We start from the raw sequence: 16,530 nt of genomic DNA, 5'->3' as shown, positions 1-16,530 counted from the left end.
AGGTAATATTTTTTAAAACAGGTAGTTAGGTTGTTGGTAGACGGGAGGCCGGTATTGGTATTTTGACCTTTTTTAGTGAATTGTTTTTACGAGCATTCAGAAAGTTACATTTTATTTTTGATGTCGCTTTGAAAATATACTATCGCTAAACCGATCAGACTATGTCTTTATGATGCTGATTAAGCTTTGAGATAACAGCCGCTGAAACTGCAATGCCTATAAAATTGGTTACCGACCGTGCTTCGTTCATGAAACGGTCTACACTGTACAACAACGCAAGATCTGTAACGGGAATTTTTCCAAATCTGCTTAAGGTAAACATAAGGGCCAAAAAACCAGATCCGGGAACTCCCGATGCTGTTTTCGACGCCATGGAAATAATGATGAAAAGCCAGATATAATCCGAAGTACCTAAAGAAATATTGTAAAACTGTACCAGGAATATACAGGAGATCGAAAGATAGATACAGGCTCCTGCAAGATTAAAATTGTATCCTAAAGGAATCACAAAACGAAGAATTTTCCGGTCATATCCCTGAGATTCCATTTTATCAAAAATGATGGGAAAAGCTGTTTTGGAGGAAGAAGTCGCTACTACGAGTATAATTTCTTCTTTGATGCTGATTAAAAAATCCCAAAGACTGATCCTGAATAAGGAAGTGACAAGCCCTAATATTCCGAAAATAAAAACAAGGCTGGCAAGATACACGGTAGCCACCACTTTGCTTAGTGGGAGAAGGGTATTGATGCCATAGACCGAAATCCCAAAGGCGATGTTGCAGAAAATAACAATCGGAAGAAAAATATACAGATACTTTATAAGCTTAAAAAACAAATTCTTACCCTCATCTAAAATATTGATCAGTTTATTTTTCGCCCCTGAAAGACCAATCGCTACTCCGGCAGAAATAGAGATCAAAAGGAAAATGACATAATTACTGATCTGCAACGGATTGTTAGGATGGTTTAAAAAGTGTCCGGGAATCTCTTTGTGGATCACTGCTGTAGAAATTCCCGTATCAGCGCCGGGTTTCAGGAGAAGACCAAAGGCAAGTCCCAGCAGAATACTTACGGAAGTAATCGCCAGAAAATAGAGGATCATCCGGCCCACAATTTTAAAAGCATTTTCAATACTGAAAATATAGCTTACGCCATAGGTAACAGCAATGAAAATAATGGGAACAATAAGAACTTCAAGAAGTACAAAAAAGTAATGGCTTACCAGCTCCAGATGCCTTCCGACCTCCGGGAAATAATACCCGGTTAATGCTCCACAGATAATAGCTGTGAATGCATACAGGCTAAGATTTCTCAGATAAGAATCAGTAAACGTCTTTTGCTTGGGTAAGGAACTCATTCAGGTTTTTTATAATGTAGATTACGAAAATAATAAATAGTTCGGATAAGGAGCGGAAGTTATTGGGTGGTAAGTGGGCAGAAAGTTATTCATTATAATCTCTGATTAGCTTAATGAAATTAGTTTTAAGTGATTTTAGATTGTAATATCTACTTCCGGTCTTAGTTCTAAATGATTTGCAGCACTAAAGCACCAAGCAGCATGACAATGGATGACCCTATAGCCCATTTTAAAGTAAATTTTAAATGATCTGAAAATTCTACACCGGCTAATGACACCAATAAATAAGTGGAAGGAACCAACGGGCTCAGCAAGTGTGATGCCTGGCCGACAAGACTCGCGCGTCCCAGAATTTCAGGTGAAATTCCGAGCTGATGTCCTGTAGCGGTAATCACCGGCAAGATCCCAAAGTAATAAGCATCATTGGTCAGGAAAAAAGTAAGTGGCACACTGAATACAGCGGTAATAATATTAAGATAACCACCCCAGCTTTGCGGAACAACATTAATGATGCTGTTTCCCATCGCCTGCATAATGCCGGTGCCATTAAGAATTCCCGTAAAAATTCCTGCCCCGAAAATCATTCCTGCTACCGATAATGCATTACCTGCGTGCTTGGAAATAATTTTCTGCTGATCTTTCAGCTTGGGATAGTTGATGACAGAGGCTATACAGAAAGCAATCATAAAAGCAATGCCCAACGGAATGATATCGAGGATCATCACCGCTAAAAGAATGATGGTAAGAATCAGGTTGACAATAATCAGTTGGGGACGACGTAATGCAGGATCATCACTGCCCACAATATCCTGCTGGCTGTATCGGGTGTATTTGCCATGGGTATTGATTCTCTTTCTTTCTTTTACCCCGAGAATATAAGCTACAACGAAAACCCATACAAGACCGATCAGCATCACGGGAATCATCGGTACAAAGATTTCGGTATGCCCCAATTTCAGAGAACTCATTACCCTTGCTGTAGGGCCGCCCCATGGCAGAATATTCATAATCCCGCCGGAAAGCATAATGATGCAGGTCAGTACCAAAGGATTCATGCCCTGTTTTTTATAAAGCGGAAGCATGGCAGCTACTACAATAATGTAAGTAGACGATCCGTCTCCGTCTAAAGAAACCAATGTAGTGAGTATGGCTGTTCCGATAGTTGTTTTTACTGGATTATCTCCTACAGCTTTTAAAATAGCATTCACCAGTGGCTCAAAGAGTCCGGTATCAATCATCAGACTAAAATAGAGTATGGCAAAAATCAACATCACTCCGGTGAGAGCAATTTCTTTTATCCCTTCTTTCATCATTTTGCCAAGGTCCGGCCCAAAACCGGCAACAAAAGCAATAAGAACCGGAACAAGAACCAAGGCTGTAAGGGGAGTCAGTTTTTTGTTCATAATGAGAATCATGAAAATGAAAATCATTATGAAACCAAGAAATGTTAGCATAGTTATTTATGTGTTTATGATGTTGTTATTGATTTTTTTTCTCCAGTCGAATGTATTCCGGAAGCCTAGAAATCCGTAGTTACTTGTTTTTCCTGTTTCCAGCTGATTGATAAAAGCAATTTCCAATGCAGAATTTTTTCCGGTTTTTATTCCAAAACCTGCTGTAATACGATTGCTGTCAAAAGGTTCCTCTTTTTCGATATTCATTCTTATTTCGTTTTTAAGAATACCGTAGAGTCTTTCTTTTTCCCCTTTTTTATTGAACGGAATTCTGACGGAAATCAGGTATCGGATCCTGACCTGGAATTCATCAGGATTGCTGAGAAAACGTTCTTCCACCCTAAGTCTGTTGGATATTGAAGTCCGGCCAATATAATAATCAGCAGTTATTTGCTGGAATGGTCTTTTTCATACCTTATTTTCTTGGAATCGTCGGCATTGTAAGATTCAAGGGTCAAAAACATAAATCCGGCTGCCGGTTTTATATTTTCAACCACTTCATAATCTACATAAGCATTAAGAAGAAAGAGCCTTGTATCATAAGCCAGATCAAAGGACCGGTATTGGGTAAGTGCTGTTAAGGTACTTTTATTGGTGATCTTTGCAGACATCAGATACTGAAACCACATATTATAATTATCCTTGCTTTGGCTGTATAAGAGATTGCTCATTAAACAGAATGATAAGAAAAGCGTTAATCGTGTGTTAAGTTTCATATAATATTTGATTAATATTGAAGTCTTTCAAATATATTTATTAGAAACAGCGGCTTTTGAATTTTTCAATCAATGGCAGTTTTTATCAACGAACTGCATTTTGCGGTAAAAAGATGGTATATTTGATTGAGCGCAAAATAGGAGTTAAAATATGTTTTTAATCATAAATTTTATAATTATATTATTGATTATCAGGGTTTTGTTTAGCGGTAAAATTCTTGAAGGTCTGATGCGGTACCGTTGGAAATTTTTACTGAGATTTCAGCATATTTTTTCTCTTATTTGTCTTTATCCTGATGACTTATTTTACCGAAAATTACTTTCTGGATTCCTATGAGCTGATCGGGAGTATTATTTTGAATGTAATTTTTAATATTGGGCTATATTATTTGGTATATTATTATCTTGTCCCTTATTTTTATTTATCCAATAAATATCCTGAGTTTATATTATACGCTTTAATCTGTTTTTTGGTTTCCAGCCTTTTTAGGATCTTGTGGGAACCTGCAGTATTTGAAATGAATTTTTCCAGAGAAGGTTATCATGTTGGTTTTCTTTATAATGTTTATATTTCCCAGGGCATTGTCATTCTTGTTGCTTCCTTTTTAGGAATTACAAAGGATAAATTTCTGATCGAACAGGATGTGATCGATCTTGGTGAAGAAAAAGAACAGCTTTACCTGGACCTTCTCAAATCTAAGCTGAATCCCCATTTTTTGTTGAATACCCTCAATAATATGTATGCCAATAGTTTTAGCTATTCCGAGAAAACATCGGATTCTATTTTGCAGTTAAGTAAGCTTTTACAATATATTATTTACGATAGCGGAAAGACCAAAATCACCGTCTACCAGGAATTTTCGTCTCTGAAGGCACTTGCGTCTTTATATCAGCTGAAATATAATAACCGGCTTGATATTGTATTTGATGTACCGGACCTGGAAGAGTTTGATATTGTAGAAATTCCTCCTTCTGTATTGCTTACGTTATTTGAAAATGCATTAAAACATTCTGCAATAGGAGAGGCTGAGGATAGTTTTATAAGGTTATCCTGCAGAATAGAAGAATCAGAATTGTTTTTTACTATTACTAATTCGGTAGCTCAGCATCAGGCATACTCTGTAGAAACCGGTTACCATGGATTGGGTAATGATGCAGTTATTCATATATTAGAAAAATTTTATCCGGGGAGTTTTGATTTTATTTCAGGACCGGCAGAAAATAATAAGTATAAAATAGTATTAAAAATTAAGGTAAATGGCTAATCTGACTGTAGTAAATGTTGATGACGAATATCCTGCATTGCAGCTGGTCAGACAATATTGTACCCGTATTGAAGGGGTAGAGCTGCTGGAATCATTTCAGGATCCTGAAAAAGCATTGGAATATCTTACAAAAAAACCGGTAGATCTTGTTATTTTCGATATCAATATGCCAAGAATCAATGGAGTAGAGCTACTTCAGCAACTTCCTTATAAACCTCTTTGCATTTTCCTGACACTGGAGGTGAAATATGCTGTCAAGGCATTTGAGCTCGATGTTGTACATTATCTTGTAAAACCTGTGGACTTTGAAACTTTTAAAAAAGCCATTCATAAAGCCAAGGATTTTTTACACTTTAAAAATTCTGCCAGCCAACAGGAAGATTATATCATGTTTAAATCCAATTACGTGATGAATAAAGTCTTTTTGAAAGACATTCTATGGATACAGGGATTTGGAGAGTATATAACACTGATCACACCTTTGAAAAAATATATGATCCTGGAAAGGATGTCGAATTTTGAAGAAAAGTTTCAGCGTTTCGGATTTATCAGAATCCATAAATCTTATATCGTGTTATCTTCTCATATCAAATCCTATGATGCATTTCACGTACATCTGAATGGGGGAGAACAACTCCCGCTTGGCAGGACCTATAAAAAATTACTGAAGGAATATCTGGGGCAATAGCATTATTAAGATTCAGGTCACTATGAAAATAAAAAGTCCACTTCAGTAAAAGTGGACTTTTTAATATGTCGGCCAATATTCGGATCTTAGCTTTTGCCTGCCGCCTGCATCGGATTTACTTTTCCTGTGGAGCCGCCTCTCACAGAACCTCCGTCCTGCTTTTGCTTGAATAGCTGGAATTTTGAAACTTCTGCATTTCCTCCTGCATTGCTCCAAAAGTTGTTGGCAGTATCAATATCTGCAGTTTCTCTCATCGGATCAAGCTGAATGGATGCCAGTTTTTTACCAAAATAATAGGTTTTGGAAACCTTTTGCTCATTTAACCTCCAGATCTGCGCAGATGATTTGTCGTATAATTTTGTGCCGTCTTCAAAAGTAAATTCAAGGATGATCGGCATTACAAGTCCGCCTTTATTGACAAAGTCGATCTGGTAAGCAGTGAGATTTTTCCATTTATCTTTATCCTTTGTATCCAGGGGAAGGCTTGCCTCTGTCCTGATAGAATATTCTTTGTTGTTATCCACTTTTTCCTGCCCTCTGTCATATCGGTAATAGAAATCCTGAACATCTTTATCCTTGTCTGCATAAAAAGTGATATTCTTGTCTTCTCTGTTTCTGATTTTTGAAATATCATCAAAACTGCTTGCCAACGGTTTTTCCACCTGATATTTTATTTCAGCTGCAGCTTTCGGATCGGCTTCCAGGTTAGGAGTGGCTATCGTTACTTTATCAATGGCTATATCTACAGGATCAGTACCGTAGAACCAACCTCTCCAGAACCAGTCAAGGTCTTCACCACTGGCATCTTCCATGGTACGGAAAAGATCTGCGGGTTCAGGATGCTTAAAAGCCCATCTTTTAGCGTATGTTTTAAATGCTTTATCAAAAAGCTCTCTTCCCATAATGGTTTCACGAAGAATATTTAATCCGGTTGCGGGCTTTGAATAGGCATTCGGGCCATACTGAACAATATTTTCAGAGTTACTCATGATCGGCTCCAGTTGATCTTTCGGAAGTTTCATATAGTCGACAATCGTCCAGGCAGGTCCTCTTTTAGAAGGGAATTTATTATCCCATTTTTCTTCGGTAAGATATTCTGTGAATGTATTCAGTCCCTCATCCATCCATGCCCATTGTCTTTCATCTGAATTTATGATCATCGGGAAAAAGTTATGACCTACCTCATGGATGATTACACCGATCATACCGTTTTTGGTTCCTTCAGAATAAGTTCCGTCCTTTTCTGTTCTTCCGAAGTTGAAGCAGATCATCGGATACTCCATTCCATTGGCTGCCTCCACAGATTGGGCTACAGGATATGGATACGGGATCGTGAATTCTGAATATGTTTTAATCGTGTGAGCTACTGCTTTTGTGGAGAACTTTCTGTACAGACCATAAGATTCCTTTGGATAAAAGCTCATCGCCATTACTTTGTTGTTGTTTTCAGGAATCGTTACACGCATTCCGTCCCAAACAAATTTCCTTGAAGAAGTCCATGCAAAATCTCTTACATTATTGGCTTCAAAATTCCAGGTTTTTCTTTGTTTCGAATGGTTTTTCTCCGCTTTTTTAGCCTCATCTAACGTTACTATTTCTATAGGTTCAGAAGCGTTTTCTGCTTTTCTGTATCTTGAAAGCTGATCAGAAGTCAATACCTGATCATAATTTTTACATTCACCGGTACCTCCTACAATATGATCGGCAGGTACATTGATAGAAACTTTAAAGTCACCGAATACCAGGGCAAATTCTCCTCTTCCGGTAAACTGATGATTCTGCCAGCCCTGAAAATCACTGTAAACACACATTCTCGGATACCATTGAGCCATGGTGTACAGATCATTGCCGTCTTCCGCAAAATTTTCGTAGCCGCCACGACCTCCCATTTTAATCCTGTTGGAGAGATTGTAATTCCAGTCTACTTTAAAGATGAATTTTTCTCCTTTTTTAAGGACTTTAGGAAGATCAATACGCATCATGGTTTTATTCACGGTATACTTTAAAGCATTACCGGAAGCATCCGTTACCTTTTCAAGATTCACACCATAGCCGTTATCTTTTACAGGAAGTTCAGTCATTTTAAGCTGCTGATCACTTACAGAAGGACGAAGGACAGACGATGTCTCATATCCGGCATTCTTTATACTGGAATGTTCATTTTCATCAAGTTGAAGCCAGATGTAGTCCAATTCGTCGGGTGAATTGTTGTAGTAGGTAATTGTTTCAGAACCTTTCAGATTCCTTTTATCTTCATCAAGGAAGGCGGTAATAGTATAATCTGCCCTGTTTTGCCAATAGCCATGTCCCGGAGCTCCTGAAGCCGTTCTGTAAATATTAGGTGTCGGAAGAATGCTTCCCAGCTGTTCAAACTTGTTTCCGTGGTTACTGCCGGGATTGTTCTGAATATTTTGTGCGGTGAAACCTGTATAAGCAAATACAGAAAGTGAAAGTATACAAACTTTTAGTTTCATAACCGAAATGATTTAATAATTGTCAAAGATAGTAATAAGTGCCTGAAATAATCATAATATTTCAATTTTAGAAAGGAATTCTTTCTAATGCCATTTTTAGAGATAAAGCAAAGACCCCGGAAGATACAAACAGTACCCAGTCCTTTTTATTAACCTTAAAAATTTTCAGCAGAATAAACAGGACAATCAGTATTGCCAGTACAATAACAATTTGTCCCAATTCCAGCCCAATATTGAATCCCAGTAAAGGAATGGCAATGCTCTGGCTCTTAGCGATCATCACTCTTGCCGTATTGGCAAAACCCATCCCGTGGATCAGTCCAAAAATAAGTGCCAGATAATAATTGGCACGCATCAGTGTCTGTTTTTGATTTTTCATAATGATATTATCCAGGGAGGTCAAAACAATTGTCATGGGAATCAAAAACTCAACCCAATCGGAAGGTAGCCTGAAAACATCAAGAATACTTAAAGCCAGGGTAATCGAATGGCCAATGGTAAATGCGGTGATGAGAATCAGAATTTTTTTCCAATCACTGTAAGAATAAACAGCAATCAATGCCAGTACAAATAACTGGTGATCCAGAGCATCTAATGAAATAATGTGCTCCCAACCGAGGTGTAAATAAAAAAGAAAATCCTGCATCATGGTATAAAAGTATAATGCGTACGAAAATAATGATTAATTTCGGACAAATTTTATTTCTATGTTCAGGTTTATGAAGAATTTTTGGCTGTTTCTGATTCCTGCCTTCTTTTTATTGTCTTTTACCACAGTGAAGCATCCTTATCATGTGGGTTCTGTAGAAATTAATTACAATTCAAAGTCGAAAACGTTTGAAGTGACCGGCAGATTTTTTTAGATGATCTTGAGAATGGACTTGGAAAGAAATATGGTGGAGCTTTTCATTTTAATGATGAAAAATATAAAATGAAACTCAATGATGCCTTACAGAAATATTGTCAGGAGTACTTTAAGCTTAAAGCCGATAATAAGTTTTTAAAAATTAATTATCTGGGCTATGAGGAAGATCAGGAGTCTGTCAATGTATTCATGGAGTCAGAACCTGTCAGCAATCCCAAAAAAATAGAAACAGCAGTCAGTTTTTTATATAATCTTTTTGATGATCAGATTAATATTGTTCATATTATTGTAAACGGGCAGAGAAAGAGTGAAAAGCTTTCGTATCCCAATCGGTATATGTATCATCAGTTATAATTAATCCTGTAGCAATGCATTGATTCCCTTTACGTGGTCCATCAGATCGGGAAAGAAATCATGATAACATCTTTGAAGATCATTTTTATGTTCCAGAAAGGCGTCAAAAACAGGCATGTCTTTATCCAGATACTTGGCTTTATTCAACACATTCTGAATGCTGAATTTGATGCCCCAGTCTTCCCTGTAATGATACAACCAATCGTCCTGTTCCATTTTGGCCAGCATTCTTTTAAAATTTTCAGGTAGCCATTTTTCATGCGCATTCAACACCCTGTAAACCCTTAAAGAGTGGGCTTTCCATTCGGCAAGAGAATGCAAAGAAAGGTCATTGGCCACAAAATAATCCATGGAGACATCCACAAATGCCCCTGCATATAATCTTACCAAAGGAGCAAAAACTTTTTGGCCTCATGAATTGCCGGATGGGAATCTGTATAAGTATCAATGGCTCGGTGCAGGGTTATCCCATCCTGAATATCTTTCGGAAAGGTAAAACGATCTTTGTTACGAATAAAATCCTCGAGAAATTGTCCCACAATCTGCCCGTCGGTATATGTAAGAAAAGAATGAGCCAGGTAATTCATACTTTAAAGGTAGGAATTTAAAAGAATAAAAGATAAAAGATAAAAGATAAAAGATAAAAGATAAAAGATAAAAGATAAAAGATACTTTTGATAAATACCAATTACGATTTTGCAACTTTCAACTTTCAACTTTCAACTTTTCACTTTCAATTTTCAATTATTAATTTTCAATTAAAAAAGTCTTTCATGGAAATCCTCAATCTTACTCACTTCTTCAATCTTGATTCCAAATTTTCTTTTAGGTATTTTATTAAGGTTGGATACAAATATTTTTTCGTATCCCAGTTTTTCAGCTTCAGTAATTCGTTGCTCAATTTGTGCGACCGGGCGGATTTCCCCGCTTAATCCTATTTCTCCTGCAAAGCAGTAGTGTTCGGAAATTGCAATATCTTCATTGGATGATAAAACTGAAGCAATAACGGCAAGATCCAGTGCCGGGTCGTCTGTTTTGATTCCTCCGGTAATGTTTAAGAAAACGTCTTTTGCACCAAGTTGAAATCCGGCACGTTTTTCCAAAACAGCAAGAAGCATATTGAGCCTTTTAGAATCAAATCCTGTGCAGCTTCTTTGTGGTGTACCGTAAACCGCTGTACTTACCAAAGCCTGAATTTCCAGAAGCATAGGTCGGTTTCCTTCGAGGGTAACAGCAACCGAGTTTCCGGATAATTCCTCAAGTTTTTTCGTAATCAGGATTTCCGAAGGGTTTTTGATTTCTTTCAATCCCTGGGAAATCATTTCATAGATCCCGATTTCAGAAGTGGAACCGAAACGGTTTTTATTGGCTCTCAAAAGCCTGAAAAGGTGATTTCTGTCTCCGTCAAAATTCAGGACAACATCAACCATGTGTTCCAGTACTTTCGGGCCTGCAATCTGGCCATCTTTTGTAATGTGACCTACCAGAAACACGGGAGTGCTGTTTTCCTTGGCATATTTAATGATTTCATTGGAACATTCGCGGATTTGTGAAACCGTTCCCGGAGAGCTTTCGATCAGTTGAGACTGAAGCGTCTGAATAGAGTCGATGATTATGAAATCAGGTTCCAGTTTTTTGGCTTCGTGAAGTATTTTTTCAAGGGAGGTTTCGGTAAAAAGAAAACAATTGGGATTTTGGATGTCCGTAAGTCTGTCTGCCCTCATTTTAATCTGTGAGGCACTTTCTTCCCCGGAGACATAAAAGATTTTTTTCTTCATCTTTAAGGCAAGCTGAAGCAGAAGTGTAGATTTTCCTATTCCGGGTTCCCCTCCAATTAAGGTTACCGACCCCAGAACAATTCCTCCACCCAAAACACGGTTCAGTTCTTCAGAAGGTGTTTTTATTCTCGGTTCCTCACTGGTTTCCACTTCAACAATATTAATAACATGTTGCTTGGATTTTGAAAAGGGAGGAGTTTTATGAGAAGGTTTTTCAACAATTTCTTCTACTAAAGTATTCCATTGTCCACAGTTTTTGCATTGTCCCATCCATTGGGAATATTGACTTCCGCAGTTTTGACAGAAATATGCTGTTTTCAGTTTTGCCATACCGCGAAGTTATAAAAAAGCATTTTTCTTTCGAAATTTAACTTGATATAATATTAACAATATACATAGGTTCGTGCTAGGAATATCTTTCATATCTTCGTTTTATTCAAATAAAATTTTAATGTAAAATATAATTACAATGAAAAAAATCTTTTTATCCTTTATGTTTGTCTTATTCGGTGTGATGGCTTTTGCACAAAATAACTGGCAAATAGACCCGATGCATTCTTCTTTTAATTTCAATATTAAACATATGGGAATCAGTTTCGTTCAGGGAAGATTCGATAAGTTTAACGGAAAACTCACAGCAAAAGGAACGACTTTAGACAATGCCTCCTTGAGTATTTCTATAGCTCCTGAAAGCATCAATACCGGTATAGAAATGAGAGACAGCCACCTGAGAAGCGATGATTTTTTTGCAGCAGGTAAATATCCTGAAATGACATTTGAAGGAACTTCCGGCACAAAAGATAAAAACGGAGCTTATGTTTTTCATGGAAAATTAACCATTAAGGATATTACCAAAGAAGTGAATATTCCGGTGATATTTGGCGGAATAACGAAAAATAAAGATGGAAAGGAAGTAATGGGATTGCAGGCGAAATTTATCATAGACCGTCTGGATTATAACATCAACTATGATTCAAAAGAGACAGGTATTGCCAAAGATGCAGAGGTGAGTGTATATCTTGAGCTGGTAAAAAAATAGGTTGATACTTATCATACTTTTAAAAGGGTTACTGTAAATAGAACCCTTTTTTCGTATAAGCTCAAAACGGAATAGTTTTAAAAAAAATAAAATCAAATAAAAAAAGTTAGATTTTATGGTTGTTTGAAGCCTGTTTTCTCATTTTCAAAATCTAAAAATTGCTTTGTATTTCTTTTTCCCCTAACTTTGCACAAACCTAATCTAATGAGTAAAAAGAATACAAAGTACATCTTTGTGACAGGAGGTGTAACTTCATCTTTGGGAAAAGGAATCGTGTCTGCTTCTCTGGGACTATTGCTAAAATCACGCGGTTTTAACGTAACGATCCAAAAACTTGATCCTTATATCAATATCGACCCGGGAACATTGAATCCTTATGAACACGGAGAGTGTTATGTGACTGAAGATGGTGCGGAGACAGATCTGGATTTAGGTCACTACGAGCGCTACCTGGATGCGCCTACATCCCAAAACAACAACGTTACTACAGGAAAAATCTACCAGACTGTAATTGAAAAAGAAAGAAAAGGAGACTTCCTTGGAAAAACAGTTCAGGTAATTCCTCATATTACGAACGAAATTAAACGTAGAATTAAAATCCTTTCAAAGCAAAACTACGATATCATTATTACTGAGATCGGTGGAACAGTTGGGGACATTGAATCTTTACCATACATTGAAACTGTTCGTCAGTTGAAATGGGAGCTGGGCGAGAGTAATTCTATGGTAATTCACCTTACGTTATTGCCTTATCTGGCTTCAAGTGGAGAATTAAAGACAAAACCATCTCAACATTCCGTACGTCAGTTGATGGAAAGTGGAATTATGGCGGATGTTTTAGTGTGCAGAACAGAACATAAAATTCCAAAAGATCAGAGAGCGAAATTAGCCCAATTCTGTAACGTAGCTTTGGAAAACGTTATCGAATGTAAAGACCTTGAAACGATCTATGAAGTACCAATGTATCTTCAGAAGCAAAATTTTGATGACGTAGTTTTAAAGGAACTTGATCTTAAAAGTGATAAAACGGCTGATCTTAAAGACTGGAAAAACTTCCTTAAGAAATTCCAGAACCCTAAGAAAACGGTTGAAATTGCATTGGTAGGAAAATATGTTTCTCTTCAGGATTCATATATTTCTATTGCTGAAGCTTTCAAACATGCAGGAGCAGACCTTGAAACTGAAGTCAAAGTAAGATGGGTTTACAGTGGTGATATCACAGAAGAAAATATTAAAGACACCCTGAAAGGAGTGAACGGTATCCTTGTAGCACCAGGTTTTGGAGACCGAGGAATTGAAGGAAAAGTTCTTACTGCAAAATATGCAAGAGAAAACAAGATTCCAATGTTGGGAATTTGTCTGGGAATGCAGATTATGACGATTGAATTTGCGAGAAATGTTCTGGGACATACAAAAGCCAATTCAATGGAATTCGATACTGCTACTCCGGATCCTGTGATCTCATTAATGGAAGAACAGAAAAATGTGGTAGATAAAGGCGGAACAATGCGCCTTGGAGCATGGAAGTGTGCTTTGAAAAACGGTTCCAAACTTTCTGATATCTACGGAAGCAAAAATATCTCTGAAAGACACCGTCACCGTTATGAATTTAACAGTGAATATCTTCAGGAATTTGAAAAGAATGGTTTCCTTGCTACCGGTACAAATCCGGAAACAGGTCTTGTAGAGGCTCTTGAGATGCCGGATCATCCATTCTATGTTGGTGTACAGTATCACCCTGAATATAAAAGTACAGTGGCTACCCCACATCCTCTATTCAGAGCTTTCATTAAGGCTTGCGAAAAGAAATAAGGTAAATTTTTATCATAAACGTCTACATATAAACTCAAGCTGATTATTCTCAGCTTGAGTTTATTATATACTAACATATTATAGTATAAAGATTTGATAAAAAAACAGTATTTTTGTCAGCTCAAATTACGTACGCTCGTATGTACATTGTAAGTTTAAAATTTTAATATAAAATAAAATGCAACAAAACAACGGAATCGATAAGAAGCAAATGATAAGTTTTGCGGTTTTATGTCTGGTTCTCTTTGGTTTTATGTTCTATTTCCAGAACAAACAGGCGAAGGAAGAACAGTTGAAAGCTCAGCAGCAGAAAACTGAACAGGCGAAAACTGCCGTAAAACCAACTCAGGCAACCAATATCAATCCAAATGTAACTCCGAATGCTATTCAGACTGCAAGTCTGGGGAATAATGAATTGAAATTAGAGTTTTCAAGCTTAGGAGGACAGGTTTCAAGAGTAGAACTTGTAAAGTATAAAGCATACAACCATAAAACAGATCATGCAGATCAGCCTCTTTATCTGATCAATAAAAACAATTCAAACTATGGTTTTCAGTTTAAGGACAAAACAGGTAAAGTCATTAATACTAAAGATTTAGTTTTTTCACCAACAGTAAACGGAAACGCTGTAACATTAACTGCTGATTACAATGGAGCTGTTATTCAGTTTATTTATACACTTCTTCCGAAATATACACTTGATTTTAAAGTTAGAACTCAGGGGCTTTCTAAAATAACTTCTGACAATAAAGCAGATTTTATCTGGGATTATAACGTAAGAAATCTTGAAAAAGGTAGAGCTCAGGAACAATCTCACTCAGAATTCGCGTACGCTTTCAATAATTATAAAGATTATGATTATGATGGAAGAACAACAATGAATGAAGAAAAAGAAACGCTTAACTGGATTGGAGTGAAGCAACAATTCTTTACTTCTGTTATTGAAGCTAAGAACGGATTTACTCAAAGTAAAGGAAATCAGGAGTCTGTGGAAGAAGGAGAGTTTCTGAAAAAACTGAATTATGAAGGTTTCGTTCAGATGACAGGAAGTGAATTGAATCAGGATTTCACATGGTATTTTATGCCACTTGATTTACCTTTGCTGAAGTCATATGATAAGAATTTTGATGAAATACTTCCATTGGGATGGTCTTTCATTGGTTGGATGAACCGTGGTTTCTTTATTCCAATGTACAACTTTATTGCATCTTGGGGATTAACTGCAGGTTGGGCAATTTTCTTGCTGACGATTATCGTAAAGTTGATTTTATCACCGATTATGTACAAGCAGCATAAGCTTAGTGCAATGATGAAAGTCATTCGTCCGGAAATCGATGAGGTAAACGCCAAGTTTAAAGATGCTGATCCTATGAAAAAACAACAGGCTACGATGGAGGTGTATCGTAAAGCCGGGGTCAATCAGATGGCAGGATGTTTACCGGCCCTGGTTCAGATCCCGATATTCTATGCACTGTTCCGTTTCTTCCCGAATTTCATTGATCTAAGAGGGCAAGGATTCTGGTTTGCCAAAGATTTAACAGCATATGATGATTTAATCAAATTACCATTTAAAATTCCTTTCCTGGGAGATCACTTGAGTATTTTTGCTTTGGCATGTACAGTGGTTATTTTAATCTATACGGTAATGACGTCAGGAAATATGCAACAGCCACAACAGGAAGGGATGCCAAATATGAAGGTGCTAATGTATATTTTCCCGATTACATTCCTGTTCTTCCTTAACACGTCGGCTTCAGGTCTTTCATGGTATTATTTTGTATCCAATGCGATTAACATTTTAATTATCCTTGTTATTAAATACTGGATTTTAGATGAAAAGAAAATTCACGCTCAGATTCAGGCTAACAAAGAAAAACCGAAAGCGGAAGGTAAATTCCAGAAAAGAATGAGAGAAATGATGGAGAAGGCTCAGGAACAACAAAAAGCTCAGGAGCAGATCAGAAATAAAAAGAAATAATCTATTTGATTAGTATACCATATAAAAAAGAGAAGCAATACGATTGCTTCTCTTTTTTTGTTTATCAGGCTTTAGTTTAGCCCTGTAACTATTATAATTAATCGTATTTCAATCGGAATGATTGTCGGTGGTGTTTTGTAGGACCGTGTTTTATAAGGGCTTCCTGATGCTTTTTAGTGGCATATCCAAAGTTCGTATCCCAGCCGTAATCGGGAAATTCTTCGTGCAGCTCAATCATGAGTCTGTCTCTGTAGTTTTTGGCCAGAATAGAAGCTGCTGCAATGGATAATACTTTTGAATCCCCTTTGATAATACATTGATGCGGTATATAATTGTAAGGATGAAATTTGTTGCCATCCACTAAAATAAGCTCGGGAGTGATCGTGAGTTGATCCAATGCCCTATGCATAGCATGAATGCTGGCATTCAGAATATTATGTTCATCTATAAATGATGGCGGAAGTTCTGCAATAGCATAATTTTTCACATTATCCTTAATATAAGTATCCAGCTCCATTCTTGTTTTGAATGTTAGCTTTTTTGAATCATTCACCAGGTTTTGTTTAAAATTATCATCTAAAATAACAGCAGCAGCTACCACCGGTCCGCTTAAGCAGCCTCTGCCAACCTCATCACATCCTACTTCAATATAGATGTCTGTCCACTTTTGTAATAACTCCATGCCTGTCTTTGAAAATAAGAGATGTAAAATTATAAAAACAAATTGATTTGTTGAGGATTTTAATTTGT

10 protein-coding genes and 4 pseudogenes are annotated in these 16,530 nt (G+C 36.9%); 6 read left to right on the top strand and 8 right to left on the bottom strand.

The window, feature by feature from the left end; translation table 11 throughout:
* Positions 1-154: 154 nt before the first annotated feature.
* From H3Z85_04400 to H3Z85_04390, 3 genes and pseudogenes are all read right to left on the bottom strand, one after another.
* Positions 155-1,357, bottom strand: a complete 1,203-nt coding sequence (locus tag H3Z85_04400) for a cation:dicarboxylase symporter family transporter (protein QPQ52690.1) — start codon at positions 1,355-1,357, stop codon at positions 155-157.
* A 167-nt stretch (positions 1,358-1,524) separates the two neighbouring features.
* On the bottom strand, positions 1,525-2,811 hold the full coding sequence (locus tag H3Z85_04395; protein QPQ52689.1) for a TRAP transporter large permease subunit: 1,287 nt from the start codon (positions 2,809-2,811) through the stop codon (positions 1,525-1,527).
* 6 nt (positions 2,812-2,817) lie between these two features.
* A pseudogene (locus H3Z85_04390) lies at positions 2,818-3,527 on the bottom strand (DUF2490 domain-containing protein).
* 229 nt (positions 3,528-3,756) lie between these two features.
* Here H3Z85_04390 and H3Z85_04385 point away from each other — a divergent pair.
* A pseudogene (locus H3Z85_04385) lies at positions 3,757-4,792 on the top strand (histidine kinase).
* On the top strand, positions 4,785-5,480 hold the full coding sequence (locus tag H3Z85_04380; protein ID QPQ52688.1) for a response regulator transcription factor: 696 nt from the start codon (positions 4,785-4,787) through the stop codon (positions 5,478-5,480). The pseudogene H3Z85_04385 and the gene H3Z85_04380 overlap by 8 nt, the downstream one beginning before the upstream one ends.
* Positions 5,481-5,566: 86 nt before the next feature.
* Here H3Z85_04380 and H3Z85_04375 read toward each other — a convergent pair whose 3' ends face one another.
* Positions 5,567-7,954 (bottom strand): M1 family metallopeptidase, encoded by a 2,388-nt coding sequence (locus H3Z85_04375; GenBank protein ID QPQ52687.1) that lies wholly within the window; start codon positions 7,952-7,954, stop codon positions 5,567-5,569.
* Positions 7,955-8,021: 67 nt separating this feature from the next.
* Positions 8,022-8,600 (bottom strand): HupE/UreJ family protein, encoded by a 579-nt coding sequence (locus H3Z85_04370; GenBank protein ID QPQ53836.1) that lies wholly within the window; start codon positions 8,598-8,600, stop codon positions 8,022-8,024.
* A 73-nt stretch (positions 8,601-8,673) separates the two neighbouring features.
* On the opposite strand from H3Z85_04370, the pseudogene H3Z85_04365 reads away from it, so the two are divergent.
* Positions 8,674-9,173 (top strand): annotated as a pseudogene (locus tag H3Z85_04365) (hypothetical protein).
* On the opposite strand, the pseudogene H3Z85_04360 reads toward H3Z85_04365, so the two are convergent.
* Both H3Z85_04360 and radA read right to left on the bottom strand, forming a co-directional pair.
* Positions 9,174-9,760 (bottom strand): annotated as a pseudogene (locus H3Z85_04360) (DUF479 domain-containing protein).
* 171 nt (positions 9,761-9,931) lie between these two features.
* Entirely contained in the window at positions 9,932-11,281 is a 1,350-nt protein-coding gene (gene radA / locus H3Z85_04355; protein ID QPQ52686.1) for a DNA repair protein RadA, read from the bottom strand.
* A 139-nt stretch (positions 11,282-11,420) separates the two neighbouring features.
* On the opposite strand from radA, the gene H3Z85_04350 reads away from it, so the two are divergent.
* From H3Z85_04350 to yidC, 3 genes are all read left to right on the top strand, one after another.
* Positions 11,421-11,990, top strand: coding sequence for a YceI family protein (locus H3Z85_04350; protein ID QPQ52685.1), 570 nt, complete (start codon positions 11,421-11,423; stop codon positions 11,988-11,990).
* A 204-nt stretch (positions 11,991-12,194) separates the two neighbouring features.
* Complete coding sequence (locus H3Z85_04345) at positions 12,195-13,802, top strand: CTP synthase (protein ID QPQ52684.1); 1,608 nt, start codon at positions 12,195-12,197, stop codon at positions 13,800-13,802.
* Positions 13,803-13,980: 178 nt separating this feature from the next.
* Positions 13,981-15,780, top strand: coding sequence for a membrane protein insertase YidC (yidC, locus tag H3Z85_04340; protein QPQ52683.1), 1,800 nt, complete (start codon positions 13,981-13,983; stop codon positions 15,778-15,780).
* Positions 15,781-15,877: 97 nt separating this feature from the next.
* Here yidC and H3Z85_04335 read toward each other — a convergent pair whose 3' ends face one another.
* On the bottom strand, positions 15,878-16,462 hold the full coding sequence (locus H3Z85_04335) for a ribonuclease HII (GenBank protein QPQ52682.1): 585 nt from the start codon (positions 16,460-16,462) through the stop codon (positions 15,878-15,880).
* Positions 16,463-16,530: the final 68 nt, after the last annotated feature.

The sequence above is a fragment of the Chryseobacterium indologenes genome (genome assembly GCA_016025055.1).
GTDB classification, from domain to species: domain Bacteria; phylum Bacteroidota; class Bacteroidia; order Flavobacteriales; family Weeksellaceae; genus Chryseobacterium; species Chryseobacterium indologenes.
The sequence above is the reverse complement of the archived record's forward strand: the minus strand, read 5'-3'. Positions and strand labels throughout refer to the sequence as shown.

Excerpts from the sequence above, each read along its gene's own strand:
- H3Z85_04400 (QPQ52690.1), bottom strand. The coding sequence starts at position 1,357 with ATGAGTTCCTTACCCAAGCAAAAGACGTTTACTGATTCTTATCTGAGA.
- H3Z85_04395 (QPQ52689.1), bottom strand. The coding sequence starts at position 2,811 with ATGCTAACATTTCTTGGTTTCATAATGATTTTCATTTTCATGATTCTC.
- H3Z85_04380 (QPQ52688.1), top strand. The coding sequence starts at position 4,785 with ATGGCTAATCTGACTGTAGTAAATGTTGATGACGAATATCCTGCATTG.
- H3Z85_04375 (QPQ52687.1), bottom strand. The coding sequence starts at position 7,954 with ATGAAACTAAAAGTTTGTATACTTTCACTTTCTGTATTTGCTTATACA.
- H3Z85_04370 (QPQ53836.1), bottom strand. The coding sequence starts at position 8,600 with ATGCAGGATTTTCTTTTTTATTTACACCTCGGTTGGGAGCACATTATT.
- radA (QPQ52686.1), bottom strand. The coding sequence starts at position 11,281 with ATGGCAAAACTGAAAACAGCATATTTCTGTCAAAACTGCGGAAGTCAA.
- H3Z85_04350 (QPQ52685.1), top strand. The coding sequence starts at position 11,421 with ATGAAAAAAATCTTTTTATCCTTTATGTTTGTCTTATTCGGTGTGATG.
- H3Z85_04345 (QPQ52684.1), top strand. The coding sequence starts at position 12,195 with ATGAGTAAAAAGAATACAAAGTACATCTTTGTGACAGGAGGTGTAACT.
- yidC (QPQ52683.1), top strand. The coding sequence starts at position 13,981 with ATGCAACAAAACAACGGAATCGATAAGAAGCAAATGATAAGTTTTGCG.
- H3Z85_04335 (QPQ52682.1), bottom strand. The coding sequence starts at position 16,462 with ATGGAGTTATTACAAAAGTGGACAGACATCTATATTGAAGTAGGATGT.